The 18,859-nt window shown below is 72.0% G+C and carries 21 protein-coding genes; 18 read left to right on the top strand and 3 right to left on the bottom strand.

Annotated elements, in window-relative coordinates:
- The first annotated feature begins 31 nt into the window (after positions 1–31).
- From cpaB to GHR20_RS13410, 13 genes are all read left to right on the top strand, one after another.
- A complete protein-coding gene (gene cpaB, locus GHR20_RS13470) occupies positions 32–742 on the top strand; it encodes a Flp pilus assembly protein CpaB (RefSeq protein WP_111586810.1) in 711 nt (236 codons plus the stop codon).
- A 12-nt stretch (positions 743–754) separates the two neighbouring features.
- Entirely contained in the window at positions 755–2,032 is a 1,278-nt protein-coding gene (locus tag GHR20_RS13465; protein WP_153813295.1) for an AAA family ATPase, read from the top strand.
- Positions 2,033–2,186: 154 nt separating this feature from the next.
- Positions 2,187–2,516 carry a pilus assembly protein gene (locus GHR20_RS37505; RefSeq protein WP_153815961.1) on the top strand — a complete coding sequence of 110 codons (330 nt, stop codon included), beginning with the start codon at positions 2,187–2,189 and terminating at the stop codon, positions 2,514–2,516.
- Entirely contained in the window at positions 2,516–2,878 is a 363-nt protein-coding gene (locus GHR20_RS13455) for a TadE/TadG family type IV pilus assembly protein (RefSeq protein WP_153813294.1), read from the top strand. Before GHR20_RS37505 ends, GHR20_RS13455 begins: the two co-directional genes overlap by 1 nt.
- Before the next feature lie 13 nt (positions 2,879–2,891).
- Positions 2,892–4,229, top strand: coding sequence for a CpaF family protein (locus GHR20_RS13450; RefSeq protein ID WP_153813293.1), 1,338 nt, complete (start codon positions 2,892–2,894; stop codon positions 4,227–4,229).
- Positions 4,230–4,235: 6 nt separating this feature from the next.
- Positions 4,236–5,183, top strand: coding sequence for a type II secretion system F family protein (locus tag GHR20_RS13445; protein ID WP_153813292.1), 948 nt, complete (start codon positions 4,236–4,238; stop codon positions 5,181–5,183).
- 14 nt (positions 5,184–5,197) lie between these two features.
- Entirely contained in the window at positions 5,198–6,085 is an 888-nt protein-coding gene (locus tag GHR20_RS13440) for a DUF5936 domain-containing protein (protein ID WP_153813291.1), read from the top strand.
- Positions 6,086–6,449: 364 nt separating this feature from the next.
- On the top strand, positions 6,450–7,637 hold the full coding sequence (locus tag GHR20_RS13435) for a histidine kinase (RefSeq protein WP_153813290.1): 1,188 nt from the start codon (positions 6,450–6,452) through the stop codon (positions 7,635–7,637).
- 19 nt (positions 7,638–7,656) lie between these two features.
- Positions 7,657–8,412 (top strand): response regulator transcription factor, encoded by a 756-nt coding sequence (locus tag GHR20_RS13430; protein WP_153813289.1) that lies wholly within the window; start codon positions 7,657–7,659, stop codon positions 8,410–8,412.
- A gap of 125 nt (positions 8,413–8,537) precedes the next feature.
- The gene (locus tag GHR20_RS37500) at positions 8,538–8,735 is read left to right on the top strand and encodes a membrane protein (RefSeq protein ID WP_037664603.1); all 198 of its coding nucleotides are present in this window, start codon (positions 8,538–8,540) and stop codon (positions 8,733–8,735) included.
- Complete coding sequence (locus tag GHR20_RS13420; RefSeq protein WP_148027924.1) at positions 8,732–9,349, top strand: pilus assembly protein TadG-related protein; 618 nt, start codon at positions 8,732–8,734, stop codon at positions 9,347–9,349. The genes GHR20_RS37500 and GHR20_RS13420 overlap by 4 nt, the downstream gene beginning before the upstream one ends.
- 44 nt (positions 9,350–9,393) lie before the next feature.
- On the top strand, positions 9,394–9,969 hold the full coding sequence (locus GHR20_RS13415; protein ID WP_153813288.1) for a hypothetical protein: 576 nt from the start codon (positions 9,394–9,396) through the stop codon (positions 9,967–9,969).
- 7 nt (positions 9,970–9,976) lie between these two features.
- The gene (locus tag GHR20_RS13410) at positions 9,977–10,609 is read left to right on the top strand and encodes an OmpA family protein (protein ID WP_153813287.1); all 633 of its coding nucleotides are present in this window, start codon (positions 9,977–9,979) and stop codon (positions 10,607–10,609) included.
- 23 nt (positions 10,610–10,632) lie between these two features.
- Here GHR20_RS13410 and GHR20_RS13405 read toward each other — a convergent pair whose 3' ends face one another.
- Positions 10,633–11,004, bottom strand: a complete 372-nt coding sequence (locus tag GHR20_RS13405; RefSeq protein ID WP_153813286.1) for a DUF192 domain-containing protein — start codon at positions 11,002–11,004, stop codon at positions 10,633–10,635.
- A 178-nt stretch (positions 11,005–11,182) separates the two neighbouring features.
- On the opposite strand from GHR20_RS13405, the gene GHR20_RS13400 reads away from it, so the two are divergent.
- From GHR20_RS13400 to GHR20_RS13380, 5 genes are all read left to right on the top strand, one after another.
- Positions 11,183–11,968, top strand: a complete 786-nt coding sequence (locus GHR20_RS13400; RefSeq protein ID WP_153813285.1) for a methyltransferase domain-containing protein — start codon at positions 11,183–11,185, stop codon at positions 11,966–11,968.
- A 685-nt stretch (positions 11,969–12,653) separates the two neighbouring features.
- Complete coding sequence (locus GHR20_RS13395; protein WP_111586798.1) at positions 12,654–13,427, top strand: isoprenyl transferase; 774 nt, start codon at positions 12,654–12,656, stop codon at positions 13,425–13,427.
- 360 nt (positions 13,428–13,787) lie between these two features.
- Positions 13,788–15,113: a PhoH family protein gene (locus GHR20_RS13390; RefSeq protein WP_111586797.1), complete on the top strand. Its 1,326-nt coding sequence runs from the start codon at positions 13,788–13,790 to the stop codon at positions 15,111–15,113.
- A 399-nt stretch (positions 15,114–15,512) separates the two neighbouring features.
- A complete protein-coding gene (locus GHR20_RS13385; RefSeq protein WP_181516681.1) occupies positions 15,513–16,205 on the top strand; it encodes a transglycosylase SLT domain-containing protein in 693 nt (230 codons plus the stop codon).
- A 114-nt stretch (positions 16,206–16,319) separates the two neighbouring features.
- Positions 16,320–17,690, top strand: a complete 1,371-nt coding sequence (locus tag GHR20_RS13380; RefSeq protein WP_153813284.1) for an AI-2E family transporter — start codon at positions 16,320–16,322, stop codon at positions 17,688–17,690.
- Positions 17,691–17,720: 30 nt separating this feature from the next.
- Here GHR20_RS13380 and GHR20_RS13375 read toward each other — a convergent pair whose 3' ends face one another.
- Both GHR20_RS13375 and GHR20_RS13370 read right to left on the bottom strand, forming a co-directional pair.
- Entirely contained in the window at positions 17,721–18,254 is a 534-nt protein-coding gene (locus GHR20_RS13375) for an alkyl hydroperoxide reductase (RefSeq protein WP_111586794.1), read from the bottom strand.
- Positions 18,255–18,257: 3 nt separating this feature from the next.
- Positions 18,258–18,812 carry a peroxiredoxin gene (locus GHR20_RS13370; RefSeq protein WP_148027885.1) on the bottom strand — a complete coding sequence of 185 codons (555 nt, stop codon included), beginning with the start codon at positions 18,810–18,812 and terminating at the stop codon, positions 18,258–18,260.
- Positions 18,813–18,859: the final 47 nt, after the last annotated feature.

The following is an 18,859-nucleotide window of genomic DNA, read 5'->3' as shown; positions in this document are numbered from 1 at the left end:
GACCGAGTCCCCCAATGAGGTTGCACGGTTCATGAACTCCCGTCAGCGCCGCGGCGTGATACTCCTGCTCCTGTCGGTCCTGTGCGCTCTGCTCGCGTTCGCCGGCGTGCTCTCCGTCGTCCACGACGTCGACTCCAAGGTCGGCCCCGAGGTCACCGCCTACCGGGTCCGCTCCGACGTCACGCCGTACACCACCCTGGACGCGGGCCAGTTCGAGAAGGTCAGGATGCCCAAGCGGTGGCTGTCCGGGACCGCGGTCACCGATCTGCGGCAGCTCCAGGGCAAGATCGCCGTCACCACGCTGCGCGCCGGTTCCCTGCTCCAGAGCGACATGATCGTGGACCAGCCCGCCCTCCAGCCCGGACAGCAGGAGGTCGCCATCATGATCGACGCGGCGACGGGCGTGGCGGGGAAGATCACCCCGGGCTCCCGGGTCAATGTGTACGCCACCTTCGCGGGCAAGAAGGAGAGCGATCCGGACCAGTCGAAGATCATCGTGACCGACGCGCGCGTCCTCGACGTCGGCCGGATCACCGCCCTCGACCCGGACGCCGCCAAGAACAACCAGCAGCAGGCCACCGAGGCCGTCCCGATCACCTTCGCGCTGTCCACCCTCGACGCCCAGCGCGTCACCTACGCCGAGTCCTTCGCCCAGCGCGTCCGGCTCGCCCTGGTGGGCCCCGGCGGCGACACCGGCGTCCCGGACAAGGACCGCACCTACGAACTCGCGACGGACAAGTGAGAGGCGGCCCGGATGCCGACCAGGATTCTCCCGGCGGGCGCCGACCCGGACGCCGTCCGCTCCCTCGTCACCCTGCTCAGCCAGCTGCCCGACGCCGAACCGCAGCCGCCGCTCACCGACTCCACCCAGCTGGTGGACGCCCTCGCCCGGCTCGCCGCCGAGTCGGTGGACGAACTGCCCGAGGTGCTCGTCGTCCATGAACGCATCGGCCCCGCGCCGGCGTTGGAGCTGATCCGCGAGATCGCCCTGCGCTTCCCCGCGGTCGGCGTCATCCTCGTCACCACCGACGCGAGCCCCGGCCTGTTCGCCGCCGCCATGGACTCCGGCGCCCGGGGTCTGGTCGCGCTCCCGCTGTCGTACGACGAACTGGCCGCCCGGGTGCAGGCCGTCGCCCAGTGGTCGACGGAGGTACGGCGCCACCTCGGCCAGGGCGGCGAGGCGCCCGGCGGCCCCGGCGGTACGGTCGTCACGGTCAGCGGCGCCAAGGGGGGCGTCGGCGCGACGCTCACGGCCGTACAGCTCGCGCTCGCCGCGCAGGCGTCCGGGCGCTCCACCGCCCTGGTCGACCTCGACCTCCAGTGCGGGGACGTCGCCTCCTACCTGGACATCCAGTTCCGGCGCTCGGTCGCCGACCTCGCCGCCATCAACGACATCTCGCCGCGCGTCCTCGCCGACGCCCTCTTCCGCCATGACACCGGGCTCGCGCTGCTGCTCGCGCCCGGTGAGGGGGAACGGGGCGAGGAGGTCACCGACCGCGCCGCCCGGCAGATCCTGCGCGCCCTGCGCTCGCGCTACGAGGTCGTCGTCGTCGACTGCGGCGCGCAGCTCGGCGGGGCGGGCGCGGCCGCGATCGAGACGGCCGACACGGCCCTGCTGGTGACGACCCCGGACGTGATCGCCGTACGCGCCGCCAAGCGGACCGTGCGGATGTGGGACCGGCTCCAGATCCGCAAGGCCGAGGAGACCACGGTCGTCGTCAACCGGCAGAGCCGGCACACCGAGATCCAGCCCGCGCTGGTGCAGCGGATCACCGGTACGGCGCTGGCGCGCACCGCCGTACCCGCCAACTTCAGGGAACTCCAGGCGGTGGTGGACGCGGGGCGGGTCCATGAGCTGGACGCGCGCAGCACGGTGAAGCAGGCGCTGTGGGCGCTCGCGGGGGAACTGGGGCTCGCGCGGGCGGCGGAGGGCGCGCACCGGGGCGGGACGCGGGGCGGAGTGAGAGGCGGCGCGCGCGGCGGGGCACGGGCCGGGGCGCGCGCCGGGAGCCTTCGGCGGCGGAAGGAGTGAGCCGGTGATGAAGAGGGGCGCGGATTCGGGCCGGACGGGCCGGAGAGGCGGTACGGGCCGCGCGGGCGGTGCGGGCCGGTCGCGTGGTGCGGGCCGGGCATGCGGTGCGGGCCGGGCGAGCGATGCGGGACAGGTGAGCATCGAGTTCCTCGGCATGACGCCGCTGATCCTGCTCACCCTGGTGCTCGTGTGGCAGGCCGTGCTCGTGGGGTACACCTTCACGCTCGCCGGGAACGCCGCCGACGAGGCGGTACGGGCGGGGACGGCGGCGCCGCCGGGCGGTGCGCGCCAGGCGGCCTGCTCGGCGGCGGGGCGCAAGGACCTGTCGGCGGCGTGGCGGGGGGACGCGACGGTGAGCTGCGGCGGGTCCGGCTATGTCACGGCCGACGTCTCCCTGAGGGTCCCGGCGCTCTTCCCGGGCCTGTTCGCCTTCCCGGCGCGGGTGCACGGCCACGCCGGCGCGGTGGAGGAGGCGAAGGACTGATGCGCCACCCGAGCGGGCGTCGTGACCGTCGTGAGAGCCGTGAGCACGGCCAAGTCGCCATCGAGTACCTGGGGTTCCTGCCCGTGCTGCTGATCGTCGCCCTCGCCGGAATCCAGCTCGGCGCGGTCGCCTACGCCGCCGAGCAGGCCGGTACGGCGGCCCGTGCGGGGGCGCGGGCCGCCTCGCTGCGGCAGGACGCGCAGCAGGCGTGCGCGGCGGCGGTCAGCGGGGGGCTGCGGGTGAGCTGTGCGGAGGGCGGCGGGGGCGACTCCGTGACCGTGACCGCGACCGTCCGCATCCCGAAGATCGTGTGGAGCTTCGGGGACGCCACCAAGACGGCGACCATGCCGCTCGACCACTGAGGAGCCGGGGACCATGAGCCTGCGGGCACGCATCAGCACTCCGGAGGAGCACGGCAGCCGGGGCGAGGACGGGCATCTGGTCGCCGCCTACCGGGCCAAGCTGCTGGAGGAGATCGACCTCGCGGAGATGGGCGCGCTGGCCGCCGCCGAGCGCCGCAGCCGTCTCGAACGGGTGCTCGGGCACATCATCAGCCGCGAGGGCCCGGTGCTCTCCACGGTGGAGCGCGCCCAGCTGATCCGGCGGGTGGTGGACGAGGCGCTGGGCCTCGGCATCCTCGAACCCCTCCTGGAGGACACCTCGATCACCGAGATCATGGTGAACGGGGCGGACGCGATCTTCGTCGAACGCGGGGGCCGGGTCGAGCAGTTGCCGCTGCGGTTCGCCTCCGCGGACCAGCTGATGCAGACCATCGAGCGGATCGTGTCGACCGTCAACCGCCGGGTGGACGAGTCGAATCCGATGGTGGACGCCCGGCTGCCGTCCGGCGAGCGCGTCAACGTCATCATCCCGCCGCTGTCGCTGACCGGGCCCATCCTCACCATCCGCCGCTTCCCGCGCTCCTTCACCCTCCAGGAGCTGATCGGGCTCGGCTCGCTGGACGAGCCCATGGTGTATCTGCTGGCGGGACTGGTGCAGGCCAAGTTCAACATCATCGTCTCGGGCGCGACCGGCACCGGCAAGACGACCCTGCTCAACGCGCTGTCCGGGCTCATCCCGCCGCACGAGCGGATCATCACCATCGAGGACTCCGCCGAACTCCAGCTCCAGCAGAGCCATGTGGTCCGGCTGGAGTCCCGGCCGCCGAACGTCGAGGGCAAGGGCCAGGTCACCATCCGCGACCTGGTGCGCAACTCGCTGCGGATGCGGCCCGACCGGATCGTGGTCGGCGAGGTCCGCGGCGGCGAGTCCCTCGACATGCTCCAGGCGATGTCCACCGGCCACGACGGCTCGCTGGCCACCGTGCACGCCAACAGCGCCGAGGACGCCCTCACCCGGCTCCAGACGCTCGCCTCCATGTCCGACGTGGAGGTGCCGTTCGTCGCGCTGCACGACCAGATCAACAGCGCGGTCGACGTCATCGTCCAGCTCACCCGGTTCGCCGACGGCGCCCGCCGGATCACCGAGATCGCGCTGCTGGACAGCCATGGCGGGGAGCCGTACCGGCTGGCCAGCGTCGCCCGCTTCGAGGCGGAGCCGATGACGGCGGACGGCCGGGTGCCCGGCGTCTTCGCCTACTTCCCGCTGCCGCGCCGCACCGCCGACCGCCTGCACATGGCGAGCCAGCCCGTCCCGGGCGCGTTCGGCGTCGCCCGCACCGCCGACCAGCTCGCCACCCGAGAAGCCAGGTAGGCCCCCATGGAACTCCACACCCTCATCCGGCTCACCCTCGGTGCGGCGCTGCTGACCTGCGTGTTCGCGGTGATCGGCGTGCACAGTCACGCCCGGGGCCGGGCCCGGCGCGCCGAGCTGGTGGACCGCCTCTCGCACACCGGGCCGCCGGCCTCCGCCGCCGGGCGCAGGCGGTACTTCCGGGATCTCGACCGGCGGCTGCGCCGTACCCGCCTCGGCCGCCTGCTCGAACGGCGCCTGGTCACCACCGGGCTGGACATCACGCCGGGCGAGTTCTTCGTCGCCATGCTCGGTACGGTCGCCGCGCTCTGGCTGATCGGCCAGGCCGCGCTCGCGCCCTTCTTCGGGCCGATCGCCGGGCTGCTGGGCATCTGGGCGGCGGTGCAGTTCCTCAACTGGCAGCGGCGCAGGCGCATCGAACGGTTCATCGGCCAGCTCCCGGAACTCGCCCGCATCCTGGCCAACGCGACGCAGGCCGGACTGGCCCTGCGCACCGCGATCGGCATGGCCGCCGAGGAGCTGGAGGCCCCGGCCGGGGAGGAACTGGTCAAGGTCGCCGACCAGCTGGCGATCGGCCACTCCCTGGAGGACGCCCTCGGCGAACTCGCCGAGCGTCTCCCCTCACGTGAGCTGGTCGTGCTGGTGACGACGCTGGTGCTGTCCAACCGGGCCGGCGGCCAGGTCGTCTCCGCGCTGCGCAATCTCACCGAGACGCTGGAGGAGCGCAAGGAGACCCGGCGCGAGGTCCGCACCCAGCTCTCCCAGGTGACCATGACGTCGTACGCCGTGCCCGTTCTCGGGGTCGGCGCGTTGTTCCTGATGAACGGCGTCCGCGACGGCGCCCTGGCCCGGATGACCGGCTCCCCGGTGGGCCAGGGCTGCGTGCTCGTCGCGTTCGGGCTGTACGCGGTCGGTTTCGTCCTCATCCGGCGGCTCAGCCGCATCGACGTGTGAGGGAGGAGGGATCCATGGCCTTGCTGCTCGCCCTGCTGACGGGCATCGCCGTGTGGGGGATCTTCACCGGTGTACGCATGTACCGCGCCGACGCGAAGCTCCCCGCCGACCTCGCCGTCGCCCTGGAGGTCGGCGCCACCCGCACCGGCGCGGTGGGCTCCGTCATCGACCGCATGGGCATGCGGTACGCGCCGCTGGTGCTGCGGCTGATGGGACCCCGGCTGGTCGCCCGGTACCGGCGCCGGATCGACCTCGCGGGCAACCCCGGGGGCCTGACCATCGACCGGTACGCCGCCCGCCGCGCGGTGTACGGCGCGCTGGGCGGCGTCGGCTTCCTGGTGTTCCTGCTGCGCGGCCAGTGGTTCGTGGCGGTGCTGCTCCTGCTGTTCGGGGCGTTCTGGACGGAGGTCGGGATCTGGTCGGCGATCCGGGTCCGCCGGGACGTGATCGAGCGGACCCTGCCGGACTTCCTGGACGTGCTGGCGGTCGTGGTCAGCGCCGGGCTCGGCTTCCGGCAGGCGCTGGACCGGGTGGCGTCCCGCTACGAGGGCCCCTGGGCCGACGAACTCCGCATCACATTGCGCCAGATGGACCTCGGCATGAGCCGCCGCCATGCCTTCGCCGAGCTGCGCCGGCGCAACGACTCCGAGCAGGTCGCCATGTTCGTCACCGCGCTCCAGCAGGGCGAGGAACTGGGCGCGCCGATCGTCGACACGCTCGTCTCGCTGGCCAAGGACATGCGCCGCACGGACGCCCAGAACGCCCGCCGCAAGGCCGCCCGCGCGGTGCCCAAGGCCACGCTGATGATCACCACCTTCATGGTCCCGGCCACGATGCTGCTCCTCGGCGCGGGCCTGATCCTGGGGTCGGGCGTCGACTTCGGGTCCCTCACGGGGAAGTGAGAACGGTGGGGCGCGAGGGACCCAGGGGCGTGCGGGAGGTGCTGCCAGAGGGGGAGCGGGATACGGGGGCGCAAGAGCGGGCTCCGGGGGCGGCCGGGATGGCGCCGGGGGACGCGCCGGGACTCACCGAGCCCGCCGCGACCCCTGCCCTGCCCCCTGCCGGACCCTCCGCCCTGCCCCCTGCCGGGCCCTCCGCCCAACCCCCCGCCGGACCCTCCGCCCACCCCCGTCCCCGCCCTTCGCCGTACCCCCCGTACCCCCCACCACCCCTCCGGCGCCCTTCGCCGTACCCCCCACCACACTTCCGCCGGACCCCGCCCCCGGGCCCCCTTCCGAGCAGCTTCAGATCCGTGCGCTGCAAGCCATGTGCCGGCAGGTGTTCGGGTTCCGGCTGGCCATGACGGTGGTCGCGGCGCCCGCGGCCCTGGTGCATGCCGCGCCCGGGGTCGGGGTGCGGCTCGTCGGGGTGGCGGTCGTCGTCACGGTCATGGTGTCGTACGTCCTGTTCCGGGACTGGGAGCGGTTCGGGCCGCTGCTGCTGCGGCACCCCGCGCTGCTCGCCGCCGACACCCTCGTCGGCTCGCTCCTGCTGGTCTCGGCCGGCCCGGACACCACGCTCGCCTATGTCGGCGTCTGCACCCCGCTGCTCGCCGGGCTGCTCTACAGCTGGCGCGGGGCGGCCTGTTTCGCCTCGCTCCAGGCGCTGATCCTGTTCGTCGTCCACCTCACCCTGAAGGCCGACCGGTCCGCCCCCGTGGCCGAGGCGCTGCTGCTGCCCGGCCTGTGCGTCGTCGCCGGGGCCATGGGCTCGACCCTGCGCGGCCTGATGCTCCGCTTCGGTACCGCCACCGAGGCGCTGACGGCCGTACGGGCGCGGCTCGCGGCGGCGGAGGCCGTGAGCGCCGAACGCGCCCGGCTGGCACGGGAGATGCACGACTCCGTCGCCAAGACCCTCCACGGCGTCGCCCTCGCCGCCGACGGCCTCGCGGCCACCGCCTCGGCCGCCGCCCCCGACCCGGCCCGCATCCGCGAACAGGCCGAACTGGTCTCCCGCTCGGCCCGCCGCGCGGCGACGGAATCCCGGGAGCTCCTCAGGGATCTGCGCCGCGAACAGCCCGATCCGGACAAGCCGTTCTGGTCCGAGCTCGCCGACTCCGTACGGGACTTCGCCGCCCGTACGACACTCGACGTCACCTGCGCCTGCCCGGACCCGCCGGCCACCCTCCCGCCGCTGCCCGCCGCCTCGGCCCGCGCCCTCCTCGCCGTCGCCACGGAGGCACTGGAGAACGCCCACCGGCACGCCGAGGCGACCCGGGTGGACGTACGGCTGTGCGTCGACGGCACCCTGCTGCGCCTGACGATCCACGACGACGGCCGCGGCCTGCCCCCCGGCACCACCCTCGAACAGCTGCGCGCCCGCGGCCACTTCGGGCTGCTCGGCATGGTCGAACGCGCCGCACACGCGGGCGCCCGCCTCCGGGTCGGCCGCGGCACCCATCCCCGCGGCACCGAGGTCCGCGTCGAACTCCCCCTGCGAACCCCGGACTCCTGAAAGGAGGCACGGCACCCCCATGCGCCGGCACACGAACGACCCCGGCATACCGGCCTTCCCCCCGCCCGCCCGGCTGAGGCTGCTGGTGGCCGACGACAACCCCGTGGTGCGCGCCGGCCTGACCGCGCTGCTCACGGACCGCGCGGACACCACCGTGGTGGCGCAGGCGGCGGACGGCCGCGAGGCGTACGAGGCCGCGCTCCGGCACCATCCGGACGTCATCCTCCTCGACGTCCGGATGCCCGGGGTCGACGGCATCTCGGCATTGCCCCACCTGGCGCGCCTCGCGCCCGTCATGATGCTCACCTACAGCCATGAGGCCGAGACGGTGCGGGAGGCGCTGCGGCTGGGGGCGGGGGGTTACCTGGTGCACGGCGAGTTCACCAGCGAGCAGCTGGTACGGGCCGTACGGGACGTCCACGAGGGCCGGCCGCATATGACACCGGGGGCGACCCGGGCGTTACTGGCCGAACTGCGGGGGAGTGCACCTGCACACGGAGACTCCCAACTCGCCCCAAGCGAAGGCCAAAATACCTCCCCTCCTCCTTCACAACTGCAATCCACTATGGGACAGTCGATCCGCTCGCGGTTCCGGCTGAGTGCCAGGGAGGCGGAGATCATGGACCTCATCGCGTCCGGTATGACCAACCAGCAGATCGCCGCCGCCTGCTTCATCAGCGAGAAGACGGTCAAGAACCACATCAACCGCATCTTCGCCAAGCTCCAGACCGCCACCAGGTCCCAGGCCGCGGCGAAATGGCTGGGGGTGGCGTGAGATGCCGGACCGGACCGGCGCCGACACCGGGAAATGGGCCCGGGGTTGGGCCCTGGGACCCTCGGCCGCGCGGGTGACCGCCTCGTACGGTGCCCCGACCGGACGCGCTGCTGGAGGGGACAACCGTGAGCAAATGGTTCAACACCACCGTCACGTACCTGATGACCCGCGCCGCGCGGAACGACCGGGGGCAGACCGCGGTGGAGTACCTCGGCATCATCGCGGTGGTGGTGGCGATCGTGCTGGCGATCACCGGGACGAGCATCGGGCAGACCATCTACGACGCGATCACCTCGAAGATCTCCGAGGTCACCGGCGGCTGAACGGGCCGGGCCGCGACGCAGGGCAGGCTTTCCCCATCTATCTCACGGTGGTGGCGGGCCTGCTCTTTCTCGCGCTCGCTTATCTCGCGGTCGGCCAGGCGGCGGTGAACCGGGGCGGCGCCCAGACGGCCGCCGACGCCGCGGCGCTCGCGGCGGCCCAGGACGTGCGGGACCAGCTCACCGGCCAGTGGCTGAAGGTGCTGCTCGACCCCACGAAGTGGCAGGCCGTCCTCGACGGCGACGCGCCCCTCGACGACGACCCCTGCGGGCGGGCCGGGGAACTGGCCGGGCGCAACGACGCCCGGCTGACCGGATGCGCACCGGACGGCCCGCTGAAGTACCGGGCCGAGGTGCGGACCGACAAGTCCGTCGGCCACTCCGTCGTACCCGGCACGGAGAAGTTCCGCTCGACGGCCTCCGCCACCGCCGAGATCGAGCCCCTGTGCACCTTCGAGCTGCCGCCGAAGGGTGCCGGGGGCGGTGCCGCGCGGGGCGCCGCGAAGCCGGAGCTGCCCCGGCTCACCTGCAAGGACAAGGTGTGGAACCTGGACCCGGACGACCCGGCGGGGCTTCCCGGGCCCGAGGACCTCTTCGATGTGCATCTGGCCGACTGACGAACGACCGACTGGCGAACGATGAGTGACGAAGGAAGCGGACTATGACCATGCGGCTCACCGCGAAGACCCGCAGAGGGATGGTCGCCCTGGCCGTCGCGGCCGCACTGGCCGCGGGTGCGGCCGGGTGCGGCAAAGGCGGCGACGACGGCAAGCGGCCGGCGAAGACGGCGTCCGCCTCCAGGACGGCCGGGGCCGGACCCAGCGCCCAGGAGGGGCAGTCGGACAAACCGCTGGCCGAACTGCGCGGCTCCGACGGCCTGAGCCTCCGGATCACGTCCGCCCAGCGGGACTCCGGCGGGTTCGTCACCATCAACGGCACCCTGAAGAACGACGGCGCCCAGAGCGTCGTCGTCCCCTCCGCGCTCAGCGGCAACGAGACCGAGATCATCAAGAACGGCAGGTCCCTGGGCGGGGCCACGCTGGTCGACCCGAAGGGCAAGAAGCGGTACTACGTGCTGCGGGACACCGAGGGCCGGCCGCTGACCACGACGGGCTTCACGACCCTGCGGGCCGGTGACACCCTCGCGGTCTTCATGCAGTTCCCGGCGCCTCCCGCGAACGAGGTGGAGTTCCAGCTGCCGACCTTCTCCTCCGCCACCCTCCCCATCTCCGGCTGAGGCCCCCGTGACCACCCGACCCCGTCTCGCGCTCACCCTCACCTCCGCCGCGTTCCTGCTGGCCGCGACGCTCACCTCCGCGCACGCCGACGGCACCGGCCCCACCGGGCCCCCCGGCCCCCCCGACACGGCGCCGTCCGCCGCCGCGCCCGTGAAGATCGACCCCAGGGACCCGGACCTCAAGCTGCCCGAGGGCGCCACGCTCGCGCAGCCCAAGGTGCTGGACATCAAGTCGGTCGTGGAGGACCAGAGCGGGGACGAGCGCCGCGAGGACACCAACGCGGACGTCACCTTCGCCCTCCAGGCCGAGGTCCTCTTCGGCAAGGACAGCGCGAAGCTCGGCGCCGACGCCAAGGCCCGCATCGCCTCGATCGCCGACGAGATCAGGAAGCAGCACGCCACCCAGATCCGCGTCTTCGGCTTCACCGACGACCTCGGCTCCTCCAGTCACGGCGTCCTCCTCTCCCGGCAGCGGGCCAACGCCGTGCAGGCGGTCCTCGGCCAGGACCTCGGCAGCCCCGACATCACCTTCGAGGTCCGCGGCTACGGCGAGCAGTACCCCATCGCCGACAACTCCACGGAGGAGGGCCGCAAGAAGAACCGCCGGGTGGAGGTGTCCTTCCCGCGCACCGCGGACTGACGGCCGGGACCGGCGGCCGGGGCTCATCCGCCCTCGCCCACCTCCACCCGCACCCCGGCCCGCAGCCCCCACCCCGCCATCGCGCCCGCCTCCGCCTCCAGCACATGCCGGGCCCGCGGGCGGGGCAGGCCCAGGCGGCCCGGCCGCATGGTGCGCACGGCACGGACCGTCAGCCGGCGGTCCAGATACGCCACGTCGATGGGCATGCGCATCCCGAAGGTGTGGATGCTGTTGGCCGGGGACAGCAGCAGCGCGCCGTCGATACCGGTCCGGCCGAGCAGGCCCCTGGTGCGGGCCCGGTAGGAGGCCGCGATCTCCAGGGGGACCTCCACCCCCTGGGCTTCGCCCGGGACCCGCAGCACTCCCCGGCCGTCCCGCCACCGTCGTCGCGCCATCGTTCCTCCACCGTCAACGGGCCTGCCCCGTAAAGCGTTCGTGCCCTTCCCATCCCCCGCCGGAAGCGCCCCCATGACTTCGATCGGCGGTGTGTTCATGCCGCCGATCGAAGGCAGCCGCCCGGGGCAGGCGGAAAAGGGGAGGACCGGGGCGGCGGCGCTCGTCATCATGGAGGGCATGACTCCAGCGCGCCGGTCCTTCGCCGAACTCCTCGCCGAGGGTGCCGCCGTGCCCACCGAGGGGTGGGACTTCTCCTGGTTCGAGGGGCGGGCCACCGAGGCACGGCCCTCCTGGGGGTACGCGCGCGGGGCGGGGGAGCGGCTGGCCGGTGCCGAGTCCGCGCTGGACATCCAGACCGGGGGCGGGGAGGTGCTGGCCTTCAGCCTCGCGGCGGCCGCCCCGGCCCGGCCCGGGCTGCTCGCCGCCACCGAGGGCTGGGCACCGAACACGGCCAGGGCCACCGCGCTGCTGCGGCCGCACGGCGTGGTGGTCGTCGCCGCCCCGGACGACGCGCCGCTGCCGTTCGCCGGTGACGCCTTCGACCTGGTGCTCAGCCGGCATCCGGTGGTGCCGCACTGGGACGAGATCGCGCGGGTGCTGCGGCCGGGCGGCACGTACTTCGCCCAGCACGTCGGGCCCGCCAGCGTGTTCGAGCTGGTCGAGTACTTCCTCGGGCCGCAGCCCGAGGAGGTGCGCCGCGCGCGGGATCCGCTGCGGGAGCGGGCCGCGGCCGAGGCGGCGGGCCTGGAGATCGTCGCGCTGCCGGCGGAGCGGCTGCGGATGGAGTTCCATGACATCGCCGCGGTTGTCCACTTCCTGCGCAAGGTCGTCTGGATGGTGCCCGGGTTCACCGTCGAGGCGTACGAGCCCCAACTCAGGGCGCTGCACGAGCGGATCGAGCGGGAGGGGCCGTTCGTCGCCCACAGCTCGCGGCACCTCTTCGACGCCCGCAAGCCCCGCTAGGCCGCCCGGGGGCCCGCAGTGTCCACATCGTTATCGGACTCTGTTCACACCAGCCCCACCCGTCACGTAAGTTCAGACCAACGTAATTCGCGCCAGCAAAGCAGCGCGGGTGGTACCGCGCAGTGGAGGGGGCTGCGCGGTGCCATGAAACGGGGCGATCGCCCCGTGGGGGCGCGCGGGGGCCGGCGCGTCACCGTTCGCCCGCCGGGTGGTCCGTCGGGGGGATTCGGGGGCAACACGCCGACGCGCCCCCGGATGGCGGCAAGTCTCCGAATTCCTTGGGTTTCAGCGCGTACGGCCAGGTTTGCCTGGGATTCCCCGGCATATTGCCCGGAAAGACCCCTGAATCCATCGTTCCGGATCCACCAGGGCGTTTTCGGGCGACTCCGGAGAGTAGTTGTTTGGCGCCAATGCCCCCATCCGCCCTTACGAAGGGTTATGGTGGAAACCCCCCCTCGGGCCGGTCCGTCTCCCCCCCACGGACCGGCCCGTTTTTTCTTGCCCGCGTCAGAGGTCCCGACCGGGAACCGGTCACCGCCCGGCGCGCGTCCCTACAGCGAGGACCGGAATCCCGATCCCGCCCCGCCCCCTCGCCCCCGCCGCATCAGGGCCGGACCAGGGCCCGGGCAGCGGTAGGCTCGACGGGCCCGGCAACGTACCCCGCGCCAACCCCCCGGAGGGCCACGTGAACCTGCGCGACAAACTGCGCGGCCTGCTGGTCAGGCTCTACGCACGCCGGGTGGAAGGCCACCTCGACCACGACCAGGTGCCCAAGCACATCGGCGTCATCATGGACGGCAACCGCCGCTGGGCGAAGGCGTCGGGCTCCACCACCGTCCACGGGCACCGGGCCGGCGCGGAGAAGATCGAGGAGTTCCTCGGCTGGTGCTCCGAGACCGATGTCGAGGTCGTCACCCTGTGGCTGCTGTCCACGGACAACTTCGACCGTCCGCAGGACGAACTCGTCCCGCTGCTCGGCATCATCGAGGACGTCGTCCGCACCCTCGCCGCCGACGGCCGCTGGCGGGTGCACCACGTGGGCGCCATGGACCTGCTGCCCGCGGGCATGCAGGCCACCCTCAAGGAGGCCGAGGAGACCACCGCCCACACCCGGGGGATAGTGGTCAACGTGGCCATCGGCTACGGCGGCCGGCAGGAGATCGCCGACGCCGTGCGCTCCATGCTGTCCGAGGCCCACGACAAGGGCGTCACGATGGCGGACCTCGCCGAGTCCGTCGACATCGACATGATCGGCCGTCACCTCTACACCAGCCACCAGCCCGACCCGGAGCTCGTCATCCGCACCAGCGGGGAGCAGCGGCTGTCCGGATTCATGCTGTGGCAGACCGCCCATTCCGAGTACTACTTCTGCGACGTCTACTGGCCGGCCTTCCGCAAGGTCGACTTCCTGCGCGCGCTGCGCGACTACGCCGCACGTCATCGGCGGTTCGGCGGCTGAGACACGCGGGCGGGCCCCGTCGGTGAGTTCACCGGCGGGGCCCTCGCGCGTTCCCGTTCGAACGGTCGTCACCAGGAGTTCACCGGCGTGGCGATGGCCGCTTTTGCATGGCGGCGCTCCTTCGAGGGCATAAAGCAAGCAGGTCGACGCCCGAACCCCGGGCGTCGGATCTCAGCGGGCGGCAGGGGCCGTCCGCCCGGGAGGTCCTTTGCACCAGCACGACCGTGCGACAGCGCCGCGGAGGTCCGGCCCCCGGCCCGCCGTGTGCATGGCCCGCCGGCCGGCCCGGTCCGTCCCGCCCTCCCGGCCCGGCTTCCACCTCGTCGCTCCCCGACCTCATCCGAGGGGGTACGTCCTTCCGTGGTGACCAGCACAAAGCGCCACCAGCCCGACCGGCGCACCTATGTTCTCGACACCAGCGTCCTGCTGGCCGACCCCAACGCCCTGACCCGCTTCGAGGAGCACGAGGTCGTGCTCCCCATCGTGGTGGTCACGGAGCTGGAGGCCAAGCGGCACCATCCCGAACTCGGGTACTTCGCCCGGCAGGCCCTGCGCCTGCTGGACGACTACCGGGTGCGGTACGGCCGCCTCGACTCCCCCATCCCGATCGGGGACCTGGGCGGGACCATGCGTGTCGAGCTCAACCACTCGGACCCCAGCGTGCTGCCCAGCGGCTACCGCCTGGGGGACAACGACTCCCGCATCCTGGCGGTCGCCCGCAACCTCCAGGCCGAGGGTTTCGACGTCACGGTCGTGTCGAAGGACCTGCCGCTGCGCATCAAGGCGTCGTCCGTCGGACTCCTCGCCGAGGAGTACCGGGCGGAACTGGCCATCACGGAGAACTCCGGATGGACCGGGATGACCGAACTGACGCTCCCCGGCGAGCAGGTGGACGTCCTCTTCGAGGCCGGGCACCTCTATGTGCCCGAGGCGTCCGAACTCCCGGTGCACACCGGTCTGACCATCCAGTCGGAGCGCGGCAAGGCGCTCGGCCGGGTCACCGCGGAGGGCAATGTCCGCCTGGTGCGCGGCGACCGGGAGGCGTTCGGCATCAAGGGCCGCAGCGCCGAGCAGCGCATCGCCCTCGATCTGCTGCTCGACCCGGACGTCGGGATCGTCTCGATGGGCGGCCGGGCCGGCACCGGCAAGTCCGCGCTGGCGCTGTGCGCGGGCCTGGAGGCGGTCCTGGAGCGCCGCCAGCACCAGAAGGTCATGGTGTTCCGGCCGCTGTACGCGGTCGGCGGGCAGGAGTTGGGCTATCTGCCGGGCTCCGAGGCGGAGAAGATGAGCCCCTGGGCGCAGGCCGTGTTCGACACGCTGTCGGCGGTCACCAGCCGGGAGGTCATCGAGGAGGTCACCGCGCGCGGCATGCTGGAGGTCCTGCCGCTCACCCACATCCGCGGCCGCTCGCTGCACGACGCGTTCGTCATCGTGGACGAGGCGCAGTCGCTGGAGCGCAATGTGCTGCTGACGGTGCTGTCCCGGATCGGCGCCAACTCCCGGGTGGTCCTGACCCATGACGTGGCGCAGCGGGACAATCTGCGGGTCGGGCGGTACGACGGCGTGGTCGCCGTGGTGGAGAAGCTGAAGGGGCATCCGCTGTTCGCGCATGTCACCCTGACCCGGTCCGAGAGGTCCCAGATCGCCGCCCTTGTGACCGAAATGCTCGAAGACGGCCATATCTGAGCCGATCCAGCCCAGTTGGCGCCGTCCGGCAAAAGGCATCAGAGCCTAGCCGGGCGGCGCCTTCATGTGTGGGTGATTCCGGAAATCCCTTGGGCCAAACGGGATGTGAGCTTTCACACTCAACTCGGAATTGCCTCCCGGCGTCCGGTTACGGCAGAGTCTCAGTCCTGTCAGGCCCCGCATACGACACAGCTGCACCCCCAGCGGTGTGGAACATCAGGAAAAGCACCAACTCCATAGCGTTCGTCGTATGCCGCCCGCGCACCACGCGGCGCTTCCCGCAGGGGAGTTGCCCACCGGGCCCGCGCCTCCCGTGACCCCGCAGTTCGGAGGCCAGTGCCAGGGGCACGATTGCGTCCGCCAGGGTCACCGAAGCGGGCGATGCTGGAAGGAAACCGAGTGAGCCGGATTTCGGTCCGGGGATTCGCAGTGGCCTCGGCCACCGCGGTCACCGCCGTCGGAAGCGTCGTCGGAGTTGCCTCGGGCAGCGTCGCGCAGAACAACGACGCCGAGCCTACGGCAGCAGCCGACACCACGCTCCTCGCGGACATACCGACGGGTCAGCAGGCCCAGGTCCAGTCCGCGACCCTGACGCAGCAGGCCGATTCCCAGGCCATCGCCGCGGACGCGAGCGCCAAGAAGGACGCCGAGGCAGCAGCCCGCAAGGCCGCCGCCGAGACCGCGATCGCGAAGAAGGCGGCCGCCGAGAAGGCGGCCAAGGACGCCAAGCAGCGCGCGGAGACCAAGGCCGCCGCCAGCCGTGGCGACGCCAATGCCAGCTTCCCCGTGCAGACCTCGTACTCGGTCGCCCAGATCCAGGCGATGGCGCGCCAGATCGTGCCGTCCGGCCAGTACCAGTGCTTCAGCAACATCGTGGACCACGAGTCCACCTGGAACTACCGCGCGGTCAACGCCTCCTCGGGCGCCTACGGCCTCGTCCAGGCCCTGCCCGGCGGCAAGATGGCCTCCGCGGGTGCCGACTGGCAGACCAATCCGGCCACGCAGATCAAGTGGGGCCTCAACTACATGAACCAGCGTTACGGCAGCCCCTGTGACGCCTGGACCTACTGGCAGGCCAACGGTAACTACTGAGTTCCCGGCCACGCCACGCTCAACCCCGCGCAGCCCCTTCCCGTTCTCGGGGAAGGGGCTTTCGCACGGTACGGTCGTAACCGCACGACTCCACGCGGGGGAAGAGGACGGAACATGTCGCGAGTGCCAGGGTGGCTCGGCAAGATGGGTGCGAGTCTCACCGAGATGAGCAGGCGCCTGGACGCCCGCCAGGCCGAGGTGGCCGACGAGGACACCGCGCCCGCGTCCGAGACGGCGCGCTCGGAGGCGGCCAGGGCCGATGCCGCGCCCGAGGCCGTCGCCGACGCGGTGCCGCACGCCCGCCGTGCCCCCGGCGCCCCGCCCGTCCCGCGCCCCGACCCCGCCCAGGCCGTGCCCTGGGGGGTGCGGGTCGCCGCCGAGGCCGGCTGGCGGCTGCTCGTCCTCGCGGGCACCGTCTGGGTGCTGATGCGGGTCATCAGCGCCATCCAGCTGGTGGTGTTCGCCTTCGTCATCGCCCTGCTGATCACCGCGCTGCTCCAGCCGACGGTCGCCCGGCTCACCCGCCGCGGCGTGCCGCGCGGCCTGGCCACGGCGCTCACCGCGATCAGCGGCTTCGTGGTGATCGGCCTGATGGGCTGGTTCGTGACCTGGCAGGTCATGGAGAACATCGACACGCTCTCCAACCAGATACAGTCCGGCATCGATGATCTGCGCAACTGGCTCCTGAGGAGCCCCTTCCACGTCACCGACAAGCAGATCAACCAGATCGCCAAGAACCTGCGCGAGGCCATCGGCGCCAACGCCGACCAGATCACGTCGGCGGGCCTGGAGGGTGTCCAGGTCATCGTGGAGGCGCTGACCAGCATCCTGCTGGTGTTCTTCTCCACGCTCTTCCTGCTCTACGACGGCAGGCGCATCTGGAACTGGTTCCTGAAGCTGGTGCCGTCCGCCGCCCGGGAGGGCGTGGCCGGCGCCGGTCCGCGCGCCTGGCGCACCCTGACCGCGTACGTCCGCGGCACCGTGCTCGTCGCCCTGATCGACGCCACCTTCATCGGCATCGGCATCTACTTCCTCGATGTGCCGATGGCGGTCCCGCTGGCCGTCTTCATCTTCCTGTTCTCCTTCATCCCGCTGGTCGGCGCGGTGGCCTCCGGCGCGCTCGCGGTGATCGTGGCCCTGGTGACCCAGGGCGTCTTCACCGCGGTGATGACCCTGGTCGTGGTGCTCGCCGTGCAGCAGATCGAAGGGCATGTGCTCCAGCCCTTCATCCTGGGCCGGGCGGTGCGGGTGCATCCCCTCGCGGTGGTGCTGACCGTGGCGGCCGGCGGCATGGTGGCCGGCATCGGCGGCGCGGTGGTCGCCGTACCGCTGGTGGCGGTGACGAACACGGTGGTGGGCTATCTGCGGCAGTACTCCGCGGAGTTGCACCAGCCGGCCGCCGCCGCGGCCCTGGAGGAGACGGCTGCCCCGGCGCTGGAGGAGACCGCGCCGGTGAACGCGGAAGACCCCGCCCACCAGGGGTGAGCGGGGTCTTCCGCGGACGCGGCGCCGGCCTTACTCGGCCAGCACGGCCTCGGCCTCCAGGGTGGCGCCGACCGCCTGCACGACGGCAGCGATCTTGAAGGCTTCCTGGATGGTGTCGCGCTCCAGGCCGGCCTTGCGCAGCACCTGCTCGTGCGAGTCCAGGCACAGACCGCAGCCGTTGATCGCGGAGACCGCGAACGACCACAGCTCGAAGTCGACCTTGTCCACGCCCGGGTTGCCGATGACGTTCATCCGCAGACCGGCGCGCAGGGTGCCGTACTCGTGGTCGGACAGCAGGTGCCGGGTGCGGTAGAAGACGTTGTTCATCGCCATGATGGCGGCCGCGGACTTGGCCGCGGTGTACGCCTCCGGCGAGAGGTTCGCCTTCGCCTCCGGCTCCAGCTCACGCAGCACGATCGGGGAGCGGGAGGCGATCGCGGTCGCGAGCACCGTGCCCCACAGCTGCTGGGCCGGAAGGTCGGAGTTGCCGATGACCGAGCCCAGGTTGAGCTTGAGGTCCTTGGCGTAGTCCGGGACCCGGGACTTCAGCGAGTCGAGCGACATGGGTCACTCACCAGCCAGCAGCGCGACCGGGTCCAGGGTCTCGTCGCCCTTGCTCCAGTTGCACGGGCACAGCTCGTCGGTCTGCAGGGCGTCGAGGACCCGCAGGACCTCCTTGGGGTTACGGCCCACGGAACCGGCGGTCACCATCGTGAACTGGATCTCGTGGTTCGGGTCCACGATGAACACGGCGCGCTGCGCGAAGCCGTCCTCGCCCTCGATGCCCAGGTCACGCATGAGCTCGTGCTTGGAGTCGGCCAGCATCGGGAAAGGCAGGTCGGTCAGGTCCGGGTGGTCCTTGCGCCAGGCGTGGTGCACGAACTCGGAGTCACCGGAGAAGCCGAGGATCTGGGCGTCGCGGTCGGCGAACTCGTCGTTCAGCTTGCCGAACGCGGCGATCTCGGTCGGGCAGACGAAGGTGAAGTCCTTCGGCCAGGCGAAGACGACCAGCCACTTGCCCTCGTAGGACTTGTGGTTGAGCTGGTCGAACTCCTTGCCCTTCTCCAGCGAGACGCAAGCGGTCAGGTCGAACTCGGGGAACTTGTCACCGACAGTGAGCACAAACTCTCCTAGCAGCGAAGAATCACCCCTTTTGAGGATGATTCCCA

Origin of the sequence: Streptomyces sp. SUK 48, assembly GCF_009650765.1 — a bacterium.
In the GTDB taxonomy this organism is placed as follows: domain Bacteria; phylum Actinomycetota; class Actinomycetes; order Streptomycetales; family Streptomycetaceae; genus Streptomyces.
The sequence above is the reverse complement of the archived record's forward strand: the minus strand, read 5'-3'. Positions and strand labels throughout refer to the sequence as shown.